Origin of the sequence: Polaromonas sp. CT11-55, from assembly GCF_047303325.1 — a bacterium.
Classification (GTDB): Bacteria; Pseudomonadota; Gammaproteobacteria; order Burkholderiales; family Burkholderiaceae_C; genus Polaromonas.
The window spans coordinates 256,738-270,970 of the sequence record NZ_JBKBEX010000001.1 but is presented as its reverse complement, the minus strand read 5'-3'; the positions used below and the strand labels follow the sequence as shown (position 1 = coordinate 270,970).

The 14,233-nt window shown below is 65.7% G+C and carries 16 protein-coding genes; 10 read left to right on the top strand and 6 right to left on the bottom strand.

Features of this window, described 5'->3' with window-relative positions; all coding sequences use genetic code 11:
• Positions 1–40: 40 nt before the first annotated feature.
• Entirely contained in the window at positions 41–1,513 is a 1,473-nt protein-coding gene (locus ACEN8I_RS01360; RefSeq protein WP_413325488.1) for a cryptochrome/photolyase family protein, read from the bottom strand.
• Positions 1,514–1,579: 66 nt separating this feature from the next.
• On the opposite strand from ACEN8I_RS01360, the gene ACEN8I_RS01355 reads away from it, so the two are divergent.
• From ACEN8I_RS01355 to ACEN8I_RS01330, 6 genes are all read left to right on the top strand, one after another.
• Positions 1,580–2,167, top strand: coding sequence for a YqgE/AlgH family protein (locus ACEN8I_RS01355; RefSeq protein ID WP_007864998.1), 588 nt, complete (start codon positions 1,580–1,582; stop codon positions 2,165–2,167).
• Entirely contained in the window at positions 2,164–2,586 is a 423-nt protein-coding gene (gene ruvX / locus ACEN8I_RS01350; protein WP_413325486.1) for a Holliday junction resolvase RuvX, read from the top strand. The genes ACEN8I_RS01355 and ruvX overlap by 4 nt, the downstream gene beginning before the upstream one ends.
• Complete coding sequence (gene pyrR, locus ACEN8I_RS01345; protein WP_413325484.1) at positions 2,583–3,095, top strand: bifunctional pyr operon transcriptional regulator/uracil phosphoribosyltransferase PyrR; 513 nt, start codon at positions 2,583–2,585, stop codon at positions 3,093–3,095. Before ruvX ends, pyrR begins: the two co-directional genes overlap by 4 nt.
• Before the next feature lie 76 nt (positions 3,096–3,171).
• Positions 3,172–4,134 (top strand): aspartate carbamoyltransferase catalytic subunit, encoded by a 963-nt coding sequence (locus tag ACEN8I_RS01340; RefSeq protein ID WP_413325482.1) that lies wholly within the window; start codon positions 3,172–3,174, stop codon positions 4,132–4,134.
• A gap of 15 nt (positions 4,135–4,149) precedes the next feature.
• Positions 4,150–5,448, top strand: a complete 1,299-nt coding sequence (locus ACEN8I_RS01335) for a dihydroorotase (protein ID WP_413325480.1) — start codon at positions 4,150–4,152, stop codon at positions 5,446–5,448.
• Positions 5,449–5,463: 15 nt separating this feature from the next.
• The gene (locus tag ACEN8I_RS01330) at positions 5,464–6,204 is read left to right on the top strand and encodes a lysophospholipid acyltransferase family protein (protein ID WP_413325477.1); all 741 of its coding nucleotides are present in this window, start codon (positions 5,464–5,466) and stop codon (positions 6,202–6,204) included.
• Here the strand turns inward: ACEN8I_RS01330 and ACEN8I_RS01325 are convergent.
• Positions 6,201–7,274, bottom strand: coding sequence for an ABC transporter ATP-binding protein (locus ACEN8I_RS01325; protein ID WP_413325475.1), 1,074 nt, complete (start codon positions 7,272–7,274; stop codon positions 6,201–6,203). The two genes, ACEN8I_RS01330 and ACEN8I_RS01325, sit on opposite strands and share 4 nt — an antisense overlap.
• A gap of 110 nt (positions 7,275–7,384) precedes the next feature.
• Here ACEN8I_RS01325 and ACEN8I_RS01320 point away from each other — a divergent pair, with 110 nt between their 5' ends.
• A complete protein-coding gene (locus ACEN8I_RS01320; RefSeq protein WP_413325473.1) occupies positions 7,385–9,004 on the top strand; it encodes an ABC transporter permease in 1,620 nt (539 codons plus the stop codon).
• An 8-nt stretch (positions 9,005–9,012) separates the two neighbouring features.
• Here ACEN8I_RS01320 and ACEN8I_RS01315 read toward each other — a convergent pair whose 3' ends face one another.
• Positions 9,013–9,411 (bottom strand): tautomerase family protein, encoded by a 399-nt coding sequence (locus ACEN8I_RS01315; protein WP_413325471.1) that lies wholly within the window; start codon positions 9,409–9,411, stop codon positions 9,013–9,015.
• Positions 9,412–9,490: 79 nt separating this feature from the next.
• Positions 9,491–9,907, bottom strand: a complete 417-nt coding sequence (locus ACEN8I_RS01310; RefSeq protein ID WP_074576328.1) for a MarR family winged helix-turn-helix transcriptional regulator — start codon at positions 9,905–9,907, stop codon at positions 9,491–9,493.
• Between the two features lie 247 nt (positions 9,908–10,154).
• Here ACEN8I_RS01310 and ACEN8I_RS01305 point away from each other — a divergent pair, with 247 nt between their 5' ends.
• The 3 genes from ACEN8I_RS01305 (at position 10,155) to ACEN8I_RS01295 (ending at position 12,640) form a co-directional block, all read left to right on the top strand.
• Complete coding sequence (locus ACEN8I_RS01305; RefSeq protein ID WP_413325469.1) at positions 10,155–10,376, top strand: CsbD family protein; 222 nt, start codon at positions 10,155–10,157, stop codon at positions 10,374–10,376.
• A 59-nt stretch (positions 10,377–10,435) separates the two neighbouring features.
• A complete protein-coding gene (locus ACEN8I_RS01300; protein WP_413325467.1) occupies positions 10,436–11,008 on the top strand; it encodes a hypothetical protein in 573 nt (190 codons plus the stop codon).
• Positions 11,009–11,245: 237 nt separating this feature from the next.
• Entirely contained in the window at positions 11,246–12,640 is a 1,395-nt protein-coding gene (locus ACEN8I_RS01295; protein ID WP_413325465.1) for an MFS transporter, read from the top strand.
• Here the strand turns inward: ACEN8I_RS01295 and ACEN8I_RS01290 are convergent.
• Positions 12,637–13,587 (bottom strand): ABC transporter ATP-binding protein, encoded by a 951-nt coding sequence (locus ACEN8I_RS01290; protein ID WP_413325463.1) that lies wholly within the window; start codon positions 13,585–13,587, stop codon positions 12,637–12,639. The two genes, ACEN8I_RS01295 and ACEN8I_RS01290, sit on opposite strands and share 4 nt — an antisense overlap.
• Positions 13,584–14,225, bottom strand: a complete 642-nt coding sequence (locus ACEN8I_RS01285; RefSeq protein ID WP_413325461.1) for an ABC transporter permease — start codon at positions 14,223–14,225, stop codon at positions 13,584–13,586. Before ACEN8I_RS01285 ends, ACEN8I_RS01290 begins: the two co-directional genes overlap by 4 nt.
• Positions 14,226–14,233: the final 8 nt, after the last annotated feature.

The window sequence follows — 14,233 nt, the reverse complement described above, 5'->3', positions numbered from 1 at the left end:
TCCGCCTGGGACTTCCAGGCGGAACCCGCGCAAGCCGCTCTCAGGCTTTTTTCACCACCGCATAGCGCTGCAGCGTCAACGCCCGGGCTTCGTCGTGCTGCACGATGGGCCAGGGGTAGTCCTTGCCCATCACCACGCCAGCGGCCGCCAGCTCCAGCGGTGCGGCCAGCCAGGGGCTGTGGATGGTCGCGGCGGGCAGCTTTGCCAGCGCCGGCACATAGCGGCGGATGAAGCTGCCGTCGGCATCGAATTTCTCGCTCTGGCTGACCGGGTTGAAGATACGGAAATAGGGCTGTGCGTCGCAGCCTGTGCTTGCCGCCCACTGCCAGCCGCCGTTGTTGGCCGAGAGGTCGAAATCATTGAGCTTTTCGGCGAAGTAGCGCTCACCCCGGCGCCAGTCGATTCCCAGGTCCTTCACGAGGAAACTCGCCGTCACCATGCGCAGGCGGTTGTGCATATACCCGGTCTGGTTGATCTGCGCCATCGCGGCGTCGACCAGCGGATAGCCGGTGCGGCCCTCGCACCAGGCCAGGAACAGCGCGTCGGCCCCGGCACCGCTTTCCCACTTGATCGCGTCGTATTCGGGCTTGAACGCGCTGTGCACCGCATGCGGGAAGTTGCTCAGGATTTGCGCATAAAAATCCCGCCAAATCAATTCGCTGAGCCAGGTGGCCGCGCCTTCGCTGCCGAGTTGTTCGGCACTCAGGGCCGTGGCGGCCATGTGCCGTATGGACATCGTGCCAAAACGCAGGTGCACGCCCAGGTAGCTGGGGCCTTTGACGGCCGGAAAATCGCGCGCCACCTTGTAGTTCGCCATGCGGCCCTTGAACTCCTCAAAAAGCCGTTCTCCGCCTTCGCTACCGGTCGGTATCTTGAGTGCCGACAGGTTGGTTTTTTCAAAGCCGAGTTCGGCCAGCGAGGGGATGGCGCGCTGTTCATCGGGCACAGCCGTGAGCGCCGCGCCGTAACGCTCCACCGGGTAGGGCTTGAGGTAAAAACCGTCCACTTTCCTGAGCCAGGCATTTTTATAGGGCGTGAACACGGTGTAGGGCTTGCCCGCCAGCGTCAAGATTTCCTGGCGCTCAAAGATGACATGGTCCTTGAAGCTGTGAAAGGCCACGCCCCGGCTTTCCAGCGCAGCCTGCACCGCGGCGTCGCGCGCAAGGGACTGGGGCTCATCATCATGGTTGGCAAAAACCGCATCGACCGCCAGCTCGTCGGCCAGCCGCGGCACGGCATCGCCGGCGTGCCCATGCACCACGATGAGGCCTGCTTGCGGCTTGCCGTTTGCCGCACCCAGCCGCTGCAGTTGAGCGTCCAGGCTCAGCACGGATCCGTGTATGAACTCCACGCGGCGGTCGAAACGGGGCAGGGCGTCCAGGATGTCCCGGTCAAACACGAAAACGCAAAACACCTGCTTACAAGCTTTCAGCGCGTGGTGCAGCGCGGCGTTGTCCCGGGCCCGCAGGTCGCGCCTGAACCACATCAGGCCGGCGCGGTATTTCTTTTGCATGATGAGATGGTAGCGAAAGCGCCCCCAGGCACCCGCCGCGGCCTTCCATGCGCGTAAAATCCGCGTATGGCCACGGATTCCGCATCGATCAACCTCACGCATCACTTCCTCATCGCCATGCCGGGGATGGACGATGAAGCGTTTGCCAAGAGCGTGGTTTACATGTGCGAACACAGCGACCGAGGCGCGCTGGGGCTGGTCATCAACAAGCCCAGCGACATCAACCTCAAAAACCTGTTCGACAAGGTCGAGCTGCCGCTGCGCCGTGACGACCTCACGCAGGCCCCGGTATTCCAGGGCGGCCCGGTCCAGACCGAGCGCGGTTTTGTGCTCCACGAATCCATGATGCCCGGCAATGAATCGGTCTATGCCTCGACCATGACGATTCCCGGCGGTCTTGAAATGACCACCTCCAAAGACGTGCTGGAAGCGCTTTCCACAGGCGCCGGCCCGCGCCGGGTGTTTGTCTCGCTCGGTTATTCGGCCTGGGGCGAAGGCCAGCTCGAATCGGAAATTTCCGACAACAGCTGGCTCACCGTCGCCGCCGACGTCGGCGTGATCTTCGATACGCCGGTTGAGCAGCGCTACGACAAGGCGCTGATGTTGCTGGGCCTCCAAAGCTGGATGCTCTCTCCCGAGGCCGGCCACGCATGAGCCTGACGGCCATGCCTTCCTCTCAGGCGAATCGCCTCCAAACCTTTCTGGCTTTCGACTTCGGTCTCAAGCGCACCGGCGTGGCCACCGGCAATGTGCTCACGCGCACCGCGTCGCCGCAGGCCACCATCGCGGCCGAAGGCGGCGACGCCCGCCTCAAGGCCGTCGAGGCGCGCATCAAGGAATGGCAGCCAGACGCGCTGGTGGTCGGCATTCCCTTTCACCCCGATGGCGCCAGCCATGAAAATACCGTGCGCGCGCAGAAGTTCGCCCGCCAGCTTCGCGGCCGCTTCGGCCTGCAGGTCTTCGAAGTCGATGAACGCTACAGCACCACCGAGGCCCTGGCCGGCGGCGCGCTTGACGCCGACGCGGCCTCGGCCTGCATCATCCTCGAGCAATTTTTAAGGAGTCTTCCATGAGCAGCCTGACATTGGACGCCGAGGCGCTGTACAGCGACCTGTTGCGCGGCATGCGCCAGCAGCTGGCGTCCTATCCCCAGCCGCCCATGCTGGTCGGCGTGGCCTCGGGCGGCGCCTGGCTGGCGCAGCGCCTGCAAAAAGACCTGGGCCTGGCCGGCGAGGCCGGCGTCCTGTCGTCCTCCATGCACCGCGACGATTTTTCGCAGCGCGGCCTGGCTTCCAGCGGGCAGACCCTGCTGCCCTTTGACGTCAACGGCGCCCACCTGGTCGTGGTCGACGACGTGCTCTACACCGGCCGCACCATACGCGCGGTGCTCAATGAGCTGTTCGACTACGGCCGGCCGGCCAGCGTCAAGCTGGTGGTGCTGGTGGACCGCGGCGGGCGCGAGCTGCCGGTGCAAGCCGACCTCGCGGTGGCGCGGGTGGCGCTGCCGGCCTCGCAGTCGCTGGAACTGGCGCGTGCCGAAGACGGCAAGTTCAGCTTCCAGGTGCAGGACCACCAGGCCTAGCCCCAAGACCGAAGACCGAAGATCGAAGACCCAAGAACAAATCGAGACCCATAAGAAAACAAGAGGAGTCCACACCGTGCTGTACCGACGAAATCCGCAACTCAACAAAAACGGCGAGCTGATCCACCTGCTGTCCATCGAAGGCCTGCCCAAGGCCACGCTGACGCAAATCCTCGACACCGCCGCCAACTTCGTCAGCGTCAACAACCGCGAAGTCAAAAAGGTTCCGCTGCTGCGCGGCAAGAGCGTCTTCAACCTGTTCTTTGAAAACTCCACGCGCACCCGCACCACCTTCGAGATCGCCGCGACCCGGCTGTCGGCCGACGTCATCAACCTGGACATCGCGCGCTCCTCGGCCTCCAAGGGCGAGTCCCTGCTGGACACCATCGCCAACCTGAGCGCCATGGCGGCCGACCTCTTCGTGGTGCGCCACAGCGAATCGGGCGCGCCCTACCTGATCGCCCAGCACGTGGCCCCGCATGTGCACGTGATCAACGCCGGCGACGGCCGCCACGCGCATCCCACGCAGGGCCTGCTGGACATGTACACCATACGGCACTACAAAAAAGACTTCAGCAAGCTGACGGTCGCCATCGTCGGTGACGTGCTGCACTCGCGCGTGGCGCGCTCCGACATCCACGCGCTGACCACGCTGGGTTGCCCCGAGGTGCGCGTGGTCGGCCCCAAGACCCTGGTGCCGGCGGACATGGCGCAAATGGGCGTGCGCGTCTGCAACACCCTCGAAGAGGGTATCAAGGGCGCCGACGTGATCATCATGCTGCGCCTGCAGAACGAACGCATGTCGGGCGCGCTGCTGCCCAGCAGCCAGGAGTTTTTCAAGAGCTTCGGCCTGACCCCCGAGAAGCTGCAATTGGCCAAGCCCGATGCCATCGTGATGCATCCCGGACCCATCAACCGCGGCGTGGAGATCGACTCGGCCGTGGTCGACGGCACGCAGAGCGTGATCCTGCCGCAAGTCACTTTCGGCATCGCGGTCCGCATGGCGGTCATGAGCATAGTCGCCGGAAACGAAGCCTGAGCGGAGAAAAAAAGAATGAAGATACTCATCAAGAACGGCCGCGTCATCGACCCAGGCTCGAACTTCGACGAAACCTGCGACGTGGCGATTGCCGCGGGCCGCATCGTCTCGCTCAAAAGCACGCCCGCCGATTTCGCGCCCAACAAGACCATAGATGCCACAGGCTGCATCGTCGCGCCGGGCCTCGTCGATTTGTCGGCCCGGCTTCGCGAGCCCGGCCATGAGCATGAAGGCATGCTTGAAAGCGAACTGGCCGCGGCCGTGGCTGGCGGCGTGACCAGCCTGGTCTGCCCGCCCGACACCGACCCGGTGCTCGACGAGCCCGGCCTGGTGGAGATGCTCAAGTTCCGCGCCGAAAAACTGCACCAGTCGCGTGTGTTCCCGCTGGGCGCTTTGACCCGCGCGCTCAAGGGCGAGACGCTGACCGAGATGGTCGAGCTGACCGAGGCCGGCTGCGTGGGCTTCAGCCAGGCCGAGGTGCCGCTGGCCAACACCCAGGTCATGATGCGCGCGCTGCAATACGCCGCCACCTTTGGCTACACCGTGTGGCTGCGGCCTCAGGAGCTCTACCTCGGGCAGGGCGTGGCCGCCAGCGGCGCGCTGGCCACGCGCCTGGGCCTGAGCGGCGTGTCGGTCGCGGCCGAGACGATCGCGCTGCACACGATTTTTGAACTGATGCGCGCCACCGGCGCGCGCGTGCACCTGTGCCGCGTCAGCAGCGCCGCGGGCGTGGCGCTGGTCGCCAAGGCCAAGGCCGAAGGCCTGGCCGTGACTTGCGACGTCAGCATCAACAGCCTGCACCTGACCGACGTGGACATCGGCTACTTCGACAGCCGCATGCGGCTGGACCCGCCGCTGCGCCAGCAGCGCGACCGCGACGCCATACGCCAGGGCCTGGCCGATGGCACCATAGACGCACTGGTGTCCGATCACACCCCGGTCGATGAAGACGCCAAGACCCTGCCTTTCGCAGAGGCCGAGCCTGGCGCTACCGGGCTGGAGCTGCTGCTGGGCCTGGCCTGCAAGTGGGGCGCCGACAGCGAGGCCGGCCTGGTCCGCGCACTGGCCGTGCTGACCAGCGAGCCTGCGCGCGTGCTCGGCGACGCGCTGGGCACATTGCAGGGCAGCTCGGGCCGCCTCGTCAAGGGCGGCGTTGCCGATATCTGCGTATTCGACCCCAAGGGTGAATGGACGGTGGAGCCGGCCGCGCTGCGCAGCCAGGGCAAGCACACGCCCTTCAGCGGCCACCAGATGCCCGTGCGCGTGCGCTGGACAGTGGTGGGCGGGCAACTCGCCTATGAAGCCTCGCACTGAGGCACCCGCAAGCCCATGAGATGGCTCCGTTTCTGCTGGACGCTGTTGCGCGCCACTGTGCACGCGGTGCAAGGCTTCTGGACGATCAAGACCGTGTTCCCCAAGCTGGAGCAGGCCGACCGGGAAGCGCGCGTGCAGGTATGGGCCGGGGCCATGCTGCGCATCGTCGGCATCGAACTGGTGGTCAAGGGCAAGCCGCCCGCCGGCGGCCCGGTGCTGCTGGTGGCCAACCATATTTCATGGCTGGACATCCTGGTGATGCATGCCTCGCGCCACTGCCGGTTTGTCTCCAAGGCGGACGTGCGCGGCTGGCCCTTTGTGCGCACCCTGTCCGACGGCGCAGGTTCACTGTACATCGAGCGCGAGTCGCGCCGGGACGCGCACCGGGTGGTCACGCAGATGACCGAACGCCTGCAGGCCGGTGACATCCTCGCGGTGTTTCCCGAAGGCACGACGGGTGACGGCATCACGCTCAAGCACTTTCACGCCAACCTGATCCAGGCGGCCATTGAAGCCTCGGTGCCGGTGCAGCCGCTCGCGCTGAAATTCATCGACGCGGCCAGCGGCGCGGTCAGTTTTGCGCCCAGTTATGTGGACGATGAAACCCTGGCCGGGTCTATCTGGCGCACGCTCACGGCGCCACCGATCAAGGCGGTGGTGGTGTTCGGCGAACCGCAGCCGCCGCAAGGGCAGACCCGGCGCGCCTGGGCGCAGAGCTTGCGCGAAGACATAGAACTTCTGCGGCAGCAGGCTTAGACGTTTTCTTCCCGCGGAAAGGTCACCACATGGTCGACCTCGGCGCGTATGCCTATCCATTCGCCGATCGCGTGGTTGTGGTGTGAGGGCACATGCGCCATCACGGTCTCGCCCGTCTGCAGCTTGAGGGTGTACAAAAATTCAGAGCCGCGAAAGGCCTTGCGCAGGATCTGCGCTTTGACCGGCGCATTGTCGTCGTGCACGATGTCGTCGGCTCGCAGCAGCACGTCGCACAGGCCGTCGGCATAGGCGCCCGGCAAGGGGCATTCCAGCATGTCGGTCAGGTCGCCGAGCGCGGTGTGCACCACCACGTCCTCGCCGCGCTGCTCGATATGGGCTTGCGCGAACACGCCGTGGCCTATGAAGTCGGCCACAAAGCGGGTGGCGGGGCGGTGGTACAGCGCATAAGCGTCATCCCACTGGTGTAGGCTGCCCTGGTGCATCACGCCTATGCGGTCGCCGATGGCGAAGGCCTCGAGCTGGTCGTGCGTGACAAACAGCGCCGTCGCCCCGGCGGCTTTCAGGATACCGCGCACCTCGTGCGCCAGGCGCTCGCGCAGGTCCACGTCCAGGTTGGAAAAGGGTTCATCCAGCAGCAGCAGGCGCGGTTGCGGCGCCAGTGCCCGCGCCAGCGCCACACGCTGCTGCTGGCCACCCGAGAGTTCATGCGGGAAACGCTTGTGCACATTGCCCAGGCCGACGAGCTCCAGCACTTCGCCGGCGCGCTGCTGCCGCTGGGCGGCGGGCAGGTGGGTGAGGCCGAAAGCCACGTTGTGGGCCGCGTCGAGATGCGGAAACAGGGCGTAGTCCTGGAACACCATGCCGATGCGGCGCGATTCGGCCGGCACATGGACGCCGGCGCTGCTGACCAGCTGCCGGGCCAGCGTGATGCTGCCGGCATTGGCGCGCTCCAGGCCCGCGACGGCACGCAGCAAGGTGGTCTTACCGCAGCCCGAGGGGCCGATCAGGACACCGATTTCCCCCGCCTGGAGGCTGAAGGACACGCCATCGACCGCGGGTTTTGAACGGCCGGCATAGTGCACGCCCAGCTGGGAGATATCCAGAAACATGTAGGCAATTGTAGATGCTTACAATTCTCATTTGCAGTGACCGCTGCAACACCATGGCGCGCGCAGCGAGGGGAGGGCCTCTTTCTGCAGAGGCCTTTTTCCGGGTCCACATGCTGCGTCGCCTTTTTTCTTCTTTTCCGTCGGCCGTGCTCTTTCTGCTGGTGGCATTGCTCACGCTGCCGGTCGTGGCCGTGGGGCTGTCCTGGCTGCAGTTCGACGCCCAGGCGCAATCCATCCTGGTCCAGATGCTGCAGACGGTGCTGCCCGACTACACCGCCACCTCCCTGCTGCTGTGCCTCAGCGTGGCTTTCGGCGTGGCGCTGGTGGGCATGGCGACGGCCAGCGCGGTGACGCTGTTCGAGTTTCCGGGACGCCGGGTGTTTGAATGGGCGTTGCTGCTGCCGCTGGCCATGCCGGCCTATGTGCTGGCCTATGCCTACACCGACTTCCTGCAATACGCCGGCCCGCTGCAATCCTGGCTGCGCGCGACCTTCGGGCTGCAGGGCCGGCTGTTGCCCGAAGTGCGCAGCCTGGGCGGCGCGGTGCTGGTGTTCACCGTGGCGCTGTACCCTTACGTCTACCTGCTGGCGCGCACCGCCTTGTCGGAGCGCGCCGTTCACTTGATGGAAGCGGCCCGGCTGCTGGGTGCGCCGCTGTCGCGCCGTATCCGCGGCGTGGCCTTGCCGCTGGCGCGCCCGGCCGTGGCCGCGGGCGTCGCGCTGGCGCTGATGGAAACCCTGGCCGACTTCGGTGTCTCCAGTTATTTCGGCATACAGACCTTTACCGCCGGCATCTACAAGGCTTGGCTGTCCATGGACAACCGCATCGCCGCCGCGCAGCTGGCCACCGTGCTGCTGTTTTTTGTCGCGCTGCTGCTGTGGGTGGAGCACGGCGCGCAAAAACGCATGCGCTTTGCCACCGGGCGCGGTGCGCGCGCCGGCGCGCAGGACGCGGCGCCGGTGCAGCTGCGGGGAGGGCGCGCGCTGTCGGCCTGGCTGGTGTGCGCTGTGCCGATCGCGCTGGGTTTTGTGCTGCCCGTGCTTTTCATGCTGCGTCCGCTGGTGCTGGGCTGGGACAACCTGCTGTGGGACAAATTCTTCGGCTGGGCCCTCAACAGCGTCTGGCTCGCGGGCCTGAGCGCGCTGCTGGCCACAGGCCTGGCATTCGGCCTGGCCTTTGCGGTGCGCCGCAAGCCGCATCTGCTGACGCGCGCTGCGCTGCAACTGGCCAGCCTCGGTTATGCGGTGCCTGGCGCGGTCATTGTGGTGGGTCTGCTGCTGCCCGTGGGCTGGCTACAGGCGGCCGCGCCGCAAACCGGCGTGGGCTACTGGGTCACGGCCACCGTGCTGGGCATTGTCTGGGCCTACCTGGTGCGCTTCAGCGCCGTGGCGCTGCAAAGCCTGCAAAGCGGCTATTCGCGCATTCCCGCGAGCTTTGACGACAGCGCACGCATGCTGGGCACGCCCGGCCTGGGCATACTCGCGCGCGTGCACTGGCCGCTGCTCAAGCGCTCGGTCGCGGCGGCCGGCCTGCTGGTGTTTGTCGACGTCATGAAGGAATTGCCCGCCACGCTGGTGCTGCGGCCTTTCAACAGCGACACTTTAGCCGTCGTCACCTACCAGCTCGCGCGCGACGAACGCCTGGGCGAAGCCGCCTTGCCCGCACTGGCCCTGGTGCTGGTGGGCCTGCTGCCTGTCGCGCTGCTGAGCCGCACCTTGCGCTCCAAGTAAACAGGCTCTTAGGCCTTGGCCTTGATGTAGCGGTATTCCTGCGTGAGGCCGCCAAAGCCGTAGGCCTCCGCGCGCACGTCGTGCACGTAGATGTAGCTTTCCTCGTGCACATTGCCCAGCAGCTTGCTGAACGCGGCAAAGGCCTCGGCCACGTACTGCGCCTTCTCGTCCTTGGTGTTGGTGCCGTCCACCACCTTGATGTCGAAATAAAAACTGTTCTTGCCCTGGCTGGCCAGCGTGCTGCCGCCCACGATCCAGTGCTCGGGTGGCACGAAGTCGATGGCGATGGCGGTGAGCTCGCGTTTTTTGCGCAGGATGCGCGTGGTCAGCTCCAGCAGGGTTTCGGCGATGGCGTTCGTCAGTTGGGGGCTGGCGGGCTGGCTGACTTTGACGTTGAGGATGGGCATGTGATTTCTCCGGTGGGTTAAAAATAAATAGTTAGCTATGCAACTATATGGGTAAAAAAAAGGAAACATGAAGGACGGTTTATTTGAGCGCGGAAGACACGCTCCTGACGCGGGCTACGGTTTCATCGAAGTTCTCCTTTCCGATCTGTTGCTGGATGCGGCGCGTCACCTCGCCGCTGGCCTTGTTGATGCCGGCATGCATGGCTTCGGCCTGCGCCGTGGGAAACACCGCCCAGTGGCGGCCGTCGGATTCCAGGCTCCTGCGCTCCACCAGGCCCAGCGCCTGCAGGCCGTCGAGCAGGCGTGTGGCCGTGGGGCGCGAGATCGTCAGTTCGTCGGCGATCTCGTGCTGCGGCATGCCGGGCTGCTTGAGCACCAGGCGCAGCATGAAACCCTGCGAGGGCGTGACGCCGAAAGGCTTGAAAGCCAGCGTCCACTCCTTGTCGACCAGGCGGGCCAGCGCGGTGGTATTGAAATAAAGGCAGTGGTCAAACATGGAAGCCATCGTAGCGGAAATTGATTGGCTATGCAACTACATGGCTGAATCCATGGCCGCAGGGAATGTCGGAAGCCTTCACGCGGGTGCCACAAACGGGGCTGTAAGCATGAACCTACGCCCATCGAATACGCGGGCCTACGGCGGCCGCGCGGAATCGCTCCTAAGGTGAATCCATGCCGCCCGTTGCCTGCAAGCGTGCTTGCGGATTCCGGGCGAATTCATCAACCCTTTCGAGGAGAAAGCCATGAACCAGGAACGCATCCAAGGCAATTGGCGCCAGTTCAAGGGCAAGGTCAAGGAACAGTGGGGCAAGCTGACCGATGACGACCTTGAGGTGATCGCCGGCAAGCGCGAACAGCTGCTCGGCAAGATCCAGGAGCGCCACGGCATCAGCAAGGAAGAGGCCGAAAAACAGGTTGCCGTCTGGAAAGACCGCAATCCGACGGATTTCTTCGAGCGCTACTGAGCCGCCTTCCCCGTACCCGAAACCACCATAACGATTCATACCATCCCAAGGAGCTATCCATGAAGACCAGACTGTTGATGCTGACCGCCGTGATGTCCTGCGCTTTTGCCGGCAACGCCATGGCGCTGACCAAGCAGGAGTACAAGGCCCAGGAAGACCGCATCTCGGCCGATTACAAAGCAGCCCGCGACAAATGCGGCACGCTGAAGGACAACGCCAAGGACATTTGCGTCTCGGAAGCCAAGGGCGTTGAGAAGGTCGCCAAGGCTGAACTCGAAGCCCAGTACAAGCCCAGCCCGCGCAACACCGAAAAAGTCGCCTTCGCCAAGGCCGATGCCGCTTACGACACGGCCAAGGAAAAATGCGACGACCAGAAGGGCAACGCCAAGGACGTCTGCATCAAGGACGCCAAAGCCGCCCATGTGAAAGCCAAGGAAGACGCCAAGGTGGTGAAGACCTCGGCGGATACCAGCAAGGACAAGAGCGAAAAAATGGCCGACACCCGCAAGGAGGCCAACTCCGAAAAACGCGAGGCCGAATACAAGGCGGCCAGGGAGCGTTGCGACGCACTGACCGGTGCGGCCAAAGACGGCTGCCAGAATGACGCCAAGGCCAAGTACGGCATGAAGTAATCCGGGGCCGCGTCAGCTGCACTCGCGGGGCATGCCCCGCAGGCAAATCCCGGCCCTGCCCCGCAGGCCGGGATTTGTCGCATCTGGCGTGCCTTGATACCCGGGCCCGCGGCTTTCCCAAGCAAGGCGCTGGGACAAGGGCGCTGCCCCCGTCCCGCTTTCGGCCGCGCTCCTAGAATAGGCGCTTCGCGGCGGCCGGGGGTTCCCTTTGCCGCCCGCCCTCTACCAAAGGCCTCAATGCTTGTTCAGGATGGTTTGCCCGCGGGCCAGCGATTGCCTGCGCTGCTGGTCATCATTCTCGGCATCGTCATGGCGGTGCTTGACGGCACCATCGTCAACCTGGCGCTCCCCGACATCACGCGCGAGCTCCACGCCACACCCGCGCAATCCATCTGGGTCATCAACGCCTACCAGGTCGCCACGCTGGCATTGCTCCTGCCCCTGGCCTCGCTGGGCGACATCGTCGGTTACCGCCGCGTCTATCTGGTGGGCCTGTCGGTATTCACGCTGGCCTCGGCCGCCTGCGCCATGGCCGATTCGCTGACCACGCTGGCGCTGGCTCGCGTGCTGCAGGGCCTGGGCGCGGCAGGCCTCATGAGCGTGAACACGGCACTGGTGCGCCTCATTTATCCCAAGCACCTGCTGGGCCGCGGCATCGCGATCAACTCGCTGGTGGTGGCCACGGCCTCGGTGGCCGGGCCTTCGATCGCGGCGGGCATTCTTTCGGTGGCTTCCTGGCCCTGGCTGTTCGCGCTCAACGTGCCTTTCGGCCTGCTGTCGGTGTGGCTGGGCCGCAAAGCCCTGCCCGACAACCCGTCCAGGGCCGAGGGCTTGCGCCTCGCCCCGCTCGACGTGCTGCTCAACGCGCTGATGTTCGGCCTGGTGTTCCTCGGCGTAGACGGCCTGGGCGTGCGCGTCGAGGCCGTGCCGGGCGGCGCGCCCGCCGCTTCGCTGTGGCTGCCGCTGGCCGAGCTGGCCGCCGGCATTGCGGTCGGCGTGATCTATGTGCGGCGCCAGCTGGCCCAACCCCTGCCGCTGTTCCCGCTGGATTTGCTGCGCATTCCCGTCTTCGCGCTGTCCATGGGCACCTCGATTGGCGCTTTCTGCGCGCAGACCTTGGCCTATGTGAGCCTGCCTTTCCTGCTGCTGGGCAACTACGGTTTCAGCCATTTGCAGGCCGGCCTGCTGCTCACGGCCTGGCCGCTGGCCATTGTGGCGACGTCGCCGGTGGTGGGGCGGCTGATAGGCCGCTATTCGGGCGGCCTGCTGGGCAGCCTGGGAATGGCTTTGCTGGCGCTGGGGCTGGCCCTGCTGGCGGTGCTGCCGCCGCATCCGTCGCAGCTCGACATCGTCTGGCGCATGGCGCTGTGCGGCGTGGGCTACGCCCTGTTCCAGTCACCCAACAACCACACCATCATCACCTCGGCGCCACCGCACCGCAGCGGCGGCGCCAGCGGCATGCTGGGCACGGCGCGCCTGACCGGCCAGACCCTGGGCGCGGTCCTGCTGGCAATGATTTTTGCAATGTTTGACCCGCAGGGCGGCCATGGCTCCTTTGTGGCGCTGTGGCTGGCGGCCGGCTTCGCGGCGCTGGCCGGCGTTTGCAGCGGCCTCAGAATGCGTCAGGTTTAAGTGCGCGCGACCGCGGCTGCCTGCTGAATGGTTTGCAGCGTGACGCGCCCCAGGGGCTGGCCCTGGTCGCCCACAATCGCGGCCTCATTCGCGCCGGCATCCAGCATGGCCGACAGGGCATCGCGCAGCGGCGTTGCGGCCGGCAGGCGCGGTGCATTGGCGGCGGGCGTTCCGCTTTCCACATAGGGGTCGGCCGTCAGCAGGGCCAGGCGCTTGAGCGAGCGGTCGCCGCCCACAAAGGCTCCGACAAAAGCATCGGCCGGGTGCGAGAGGATGCGCTCCGGCGTGTCGTACTGCACCACCTTGCCGCTGCGCAGGATGGCGATGCGCGAGCCCATGCGTATGGCCTCGTCGATGTCGTGCGTGACAAACACAATGGTCTTGCCAAGCTCGCGCAGTATGCGCAAAAACTCGTCCTGCAGGCGCGCGCGCGTGATCGGGTCTATGGCACCGAAGGGTTCGTCCATGAGCATCACCGGTGGGTCCGCCGCCAGCGCCCGCGCCACGCCCACGCGCTGCTTCTGCCCGCCCGAGAGCTCGCGCGGAAAACGGTTGCGGTAAATCGCCGGGTCCATGTGGACCAGCGCCAGCAACTCGTCCACACGCTTTGCGATGCGGGCGGAGTCCCAGCCCAGCATCCGGGGCACCGTGGCCACGTTCTCGGCCAAAGTCATGTGCGGGAACAGGCCCACCTGCTGGATCACGTAGCCTATGGAGCGGCGCAGTTCCACCGCGTCTATCTTGGTGACGTCGCGCCCACCGACCTCGATGCGGCCCGAGTCGGGCTCGACCATGCGGTTGATCATGCGCATGGTCGTGGTCTTGCCGCAGCCTGAAGGGCCAATCAGCACGCAGATTTCGCCGGTGTTGACGGTCAGCGACAGCCCGTCGACGGCCGACTGGGCGCTGCCGCCGAAGGACTTGGTGAGGCGGTCCAGTGTGATCATGCGCGAAGCCCTTGCGGAGTCATGCGGCGCTGCAGCGCGCCAAAAAGAAAATCGGTGCCCAGCGCCAGCAGCGCCACCGGGATGGCGCCCACCAGCAGCTGGGGAACGGCCATCATGGCGATGCCGGCGGTGATGAAGTCGCCCAGCCCGCCGCCGCCGATAAAAGCCGCCAGCACGGCGCCGGAAATGATTTGCACCGCCGCCGTGCGCAGGCCGGCAAAGATCACCGGCATGGCCATGGGCAGCTCCACGCGCCACAGCAGGGCGGTGCGCGTCATGCCCATGCCGATGGCGGCGTCGACCGCGTCCGCATCCACGCCACGCATGCCGACGATGGTGTGCGTCACGATGGGCGGCAAGGCGATCAGCGTCAGCGCGAACAGCGCCGGCGCGAAGCCGGTGCCCAGTATCGGCATCACCAGCGCCAGCACGGCCAGCGAGGGCAAGGTGCGGCCCACATTCGCGGCATTCACCACGGCCAGCGACAGGCCGTGTTTGCGCGCGACGGCGATGCCGGCCGGAATGCAGATCAGCGCGGCGATCAGCAGCGCCGAGGCCGACAGCGCGACGTGCACCCCCAGTGCGCGGTAAAACTGCGCGGGATGGGACAGGACATAGTTCCAGGCGTCGGCAAGCATCGGGGCCT

Bases quoted from the DNA above. Each gene is read 5' to 3' on its own strand.
- ACEN8I_RS01360 (WP_413325488.1), bottom strand. From the start codon at position 1,513: ATGCAAAAGAAATACCGCGCCGGCCTGATGTGGTTCAGGCGCGACCTG.
- ACEN8I_RS01355 (WP_007864998.1), top strand. From the start codon at position 1,580: ATGGCCACGGATTCCGCATCGATCAACCTCACGCATCACTTCCTCATC.
- ruvX (WP_413325486.1), top strand. From the start codon at position 2,164: ATGAGCCTGACGGCCATGCCTTCCTCTCAGGCGAATCGCCTCCAAACC.
- pyrR (WP_413325484.1), top strand. From the start codon at position 2,583: ATGAGCAGCCTGACATTGGACGCCGAGGCGCTGTACAGCGACCTGTTG.
- ACEN8I_RS01335 (WP_413325480.1), top strand. From the start codon at position 4,150: ATGAAGATACTCATCAAGAACGGCCGCGTCATCGACCCAGGCTCGAAC.
- ACEN8I_RS01330 (WP_413325477.1), top strand. From the start codon at position 5,464: ATGAGATGGCTCCGTTTCTGCTGGACGCTGTTGCGCGCCACTGTGCAC.
- ACEN8I_RS01325 (WP_413325475.1), bottom strand. From the start codon at position 7,274: ATGTTTCTGGATATCTCCCAGCTGGGCGTGCACTATGCCGGCCGTTCA.
- ACEN8I_RS01320 (WP_413325473.1), top strand. From the start codon at position 7,385: ATGCTGCGTCGCCTTTTTTCTTCTTTTCCGTCGGCCGTGCTCTTTCTG.
- ACEN8I_RS01315 (WP_413325471.1), bottom strand. From the start codon at position 9,411: ATGCCCATCCTCAACGTCAAAGTCAGCCAGCCCGCCAGCCCCCAACTG.
- ACEN8I_RS01310 (WP_074576328.1), bottom strand. From the start codon at position 9,907: ATGTTTGACCACTGCCTTTATTTCAATACCACCGCGCTGGCCCGCCTG.
- ACEN8I_RS01305 (WP_413325469.1), top strand. From the start codon at position 10,155: ATGAACCAGGAACGCATCCAAGGCAATTGGCGCCAGTTCAAGGGCAAG.
- ACEN8I_RS01300 (WP_413325467.1), top strand. From the start codon at position 10,436: ATGAAGACCAGACTGTTGATGCTGACCGCCGTGATGTCCTGCGCTTTT.
- ACEN8I_RS01295 (WP_413325465.1), top strand. From the start codon at position 11,246: ATGCTTGTTCAGGATGGTTTGCCCGCGGGCCAGCGATTGCCTGCGCTG.
- ACEN8I_RS01290 (WP_413325463.1), bottom strand. From the start codon at position 13,587: ATGATCACACTGGACCGCCTCACCAAGTCCTTCGGCGGCAGCGCCCAG.
- ACEN8I_RS01285 (WP_413325461.1), bottom strand. From the start codon at position 14,225: ATGCTTGCCGACGCCTGGAACTATGTCCTGTCCCATCCCGCGCAGTTT.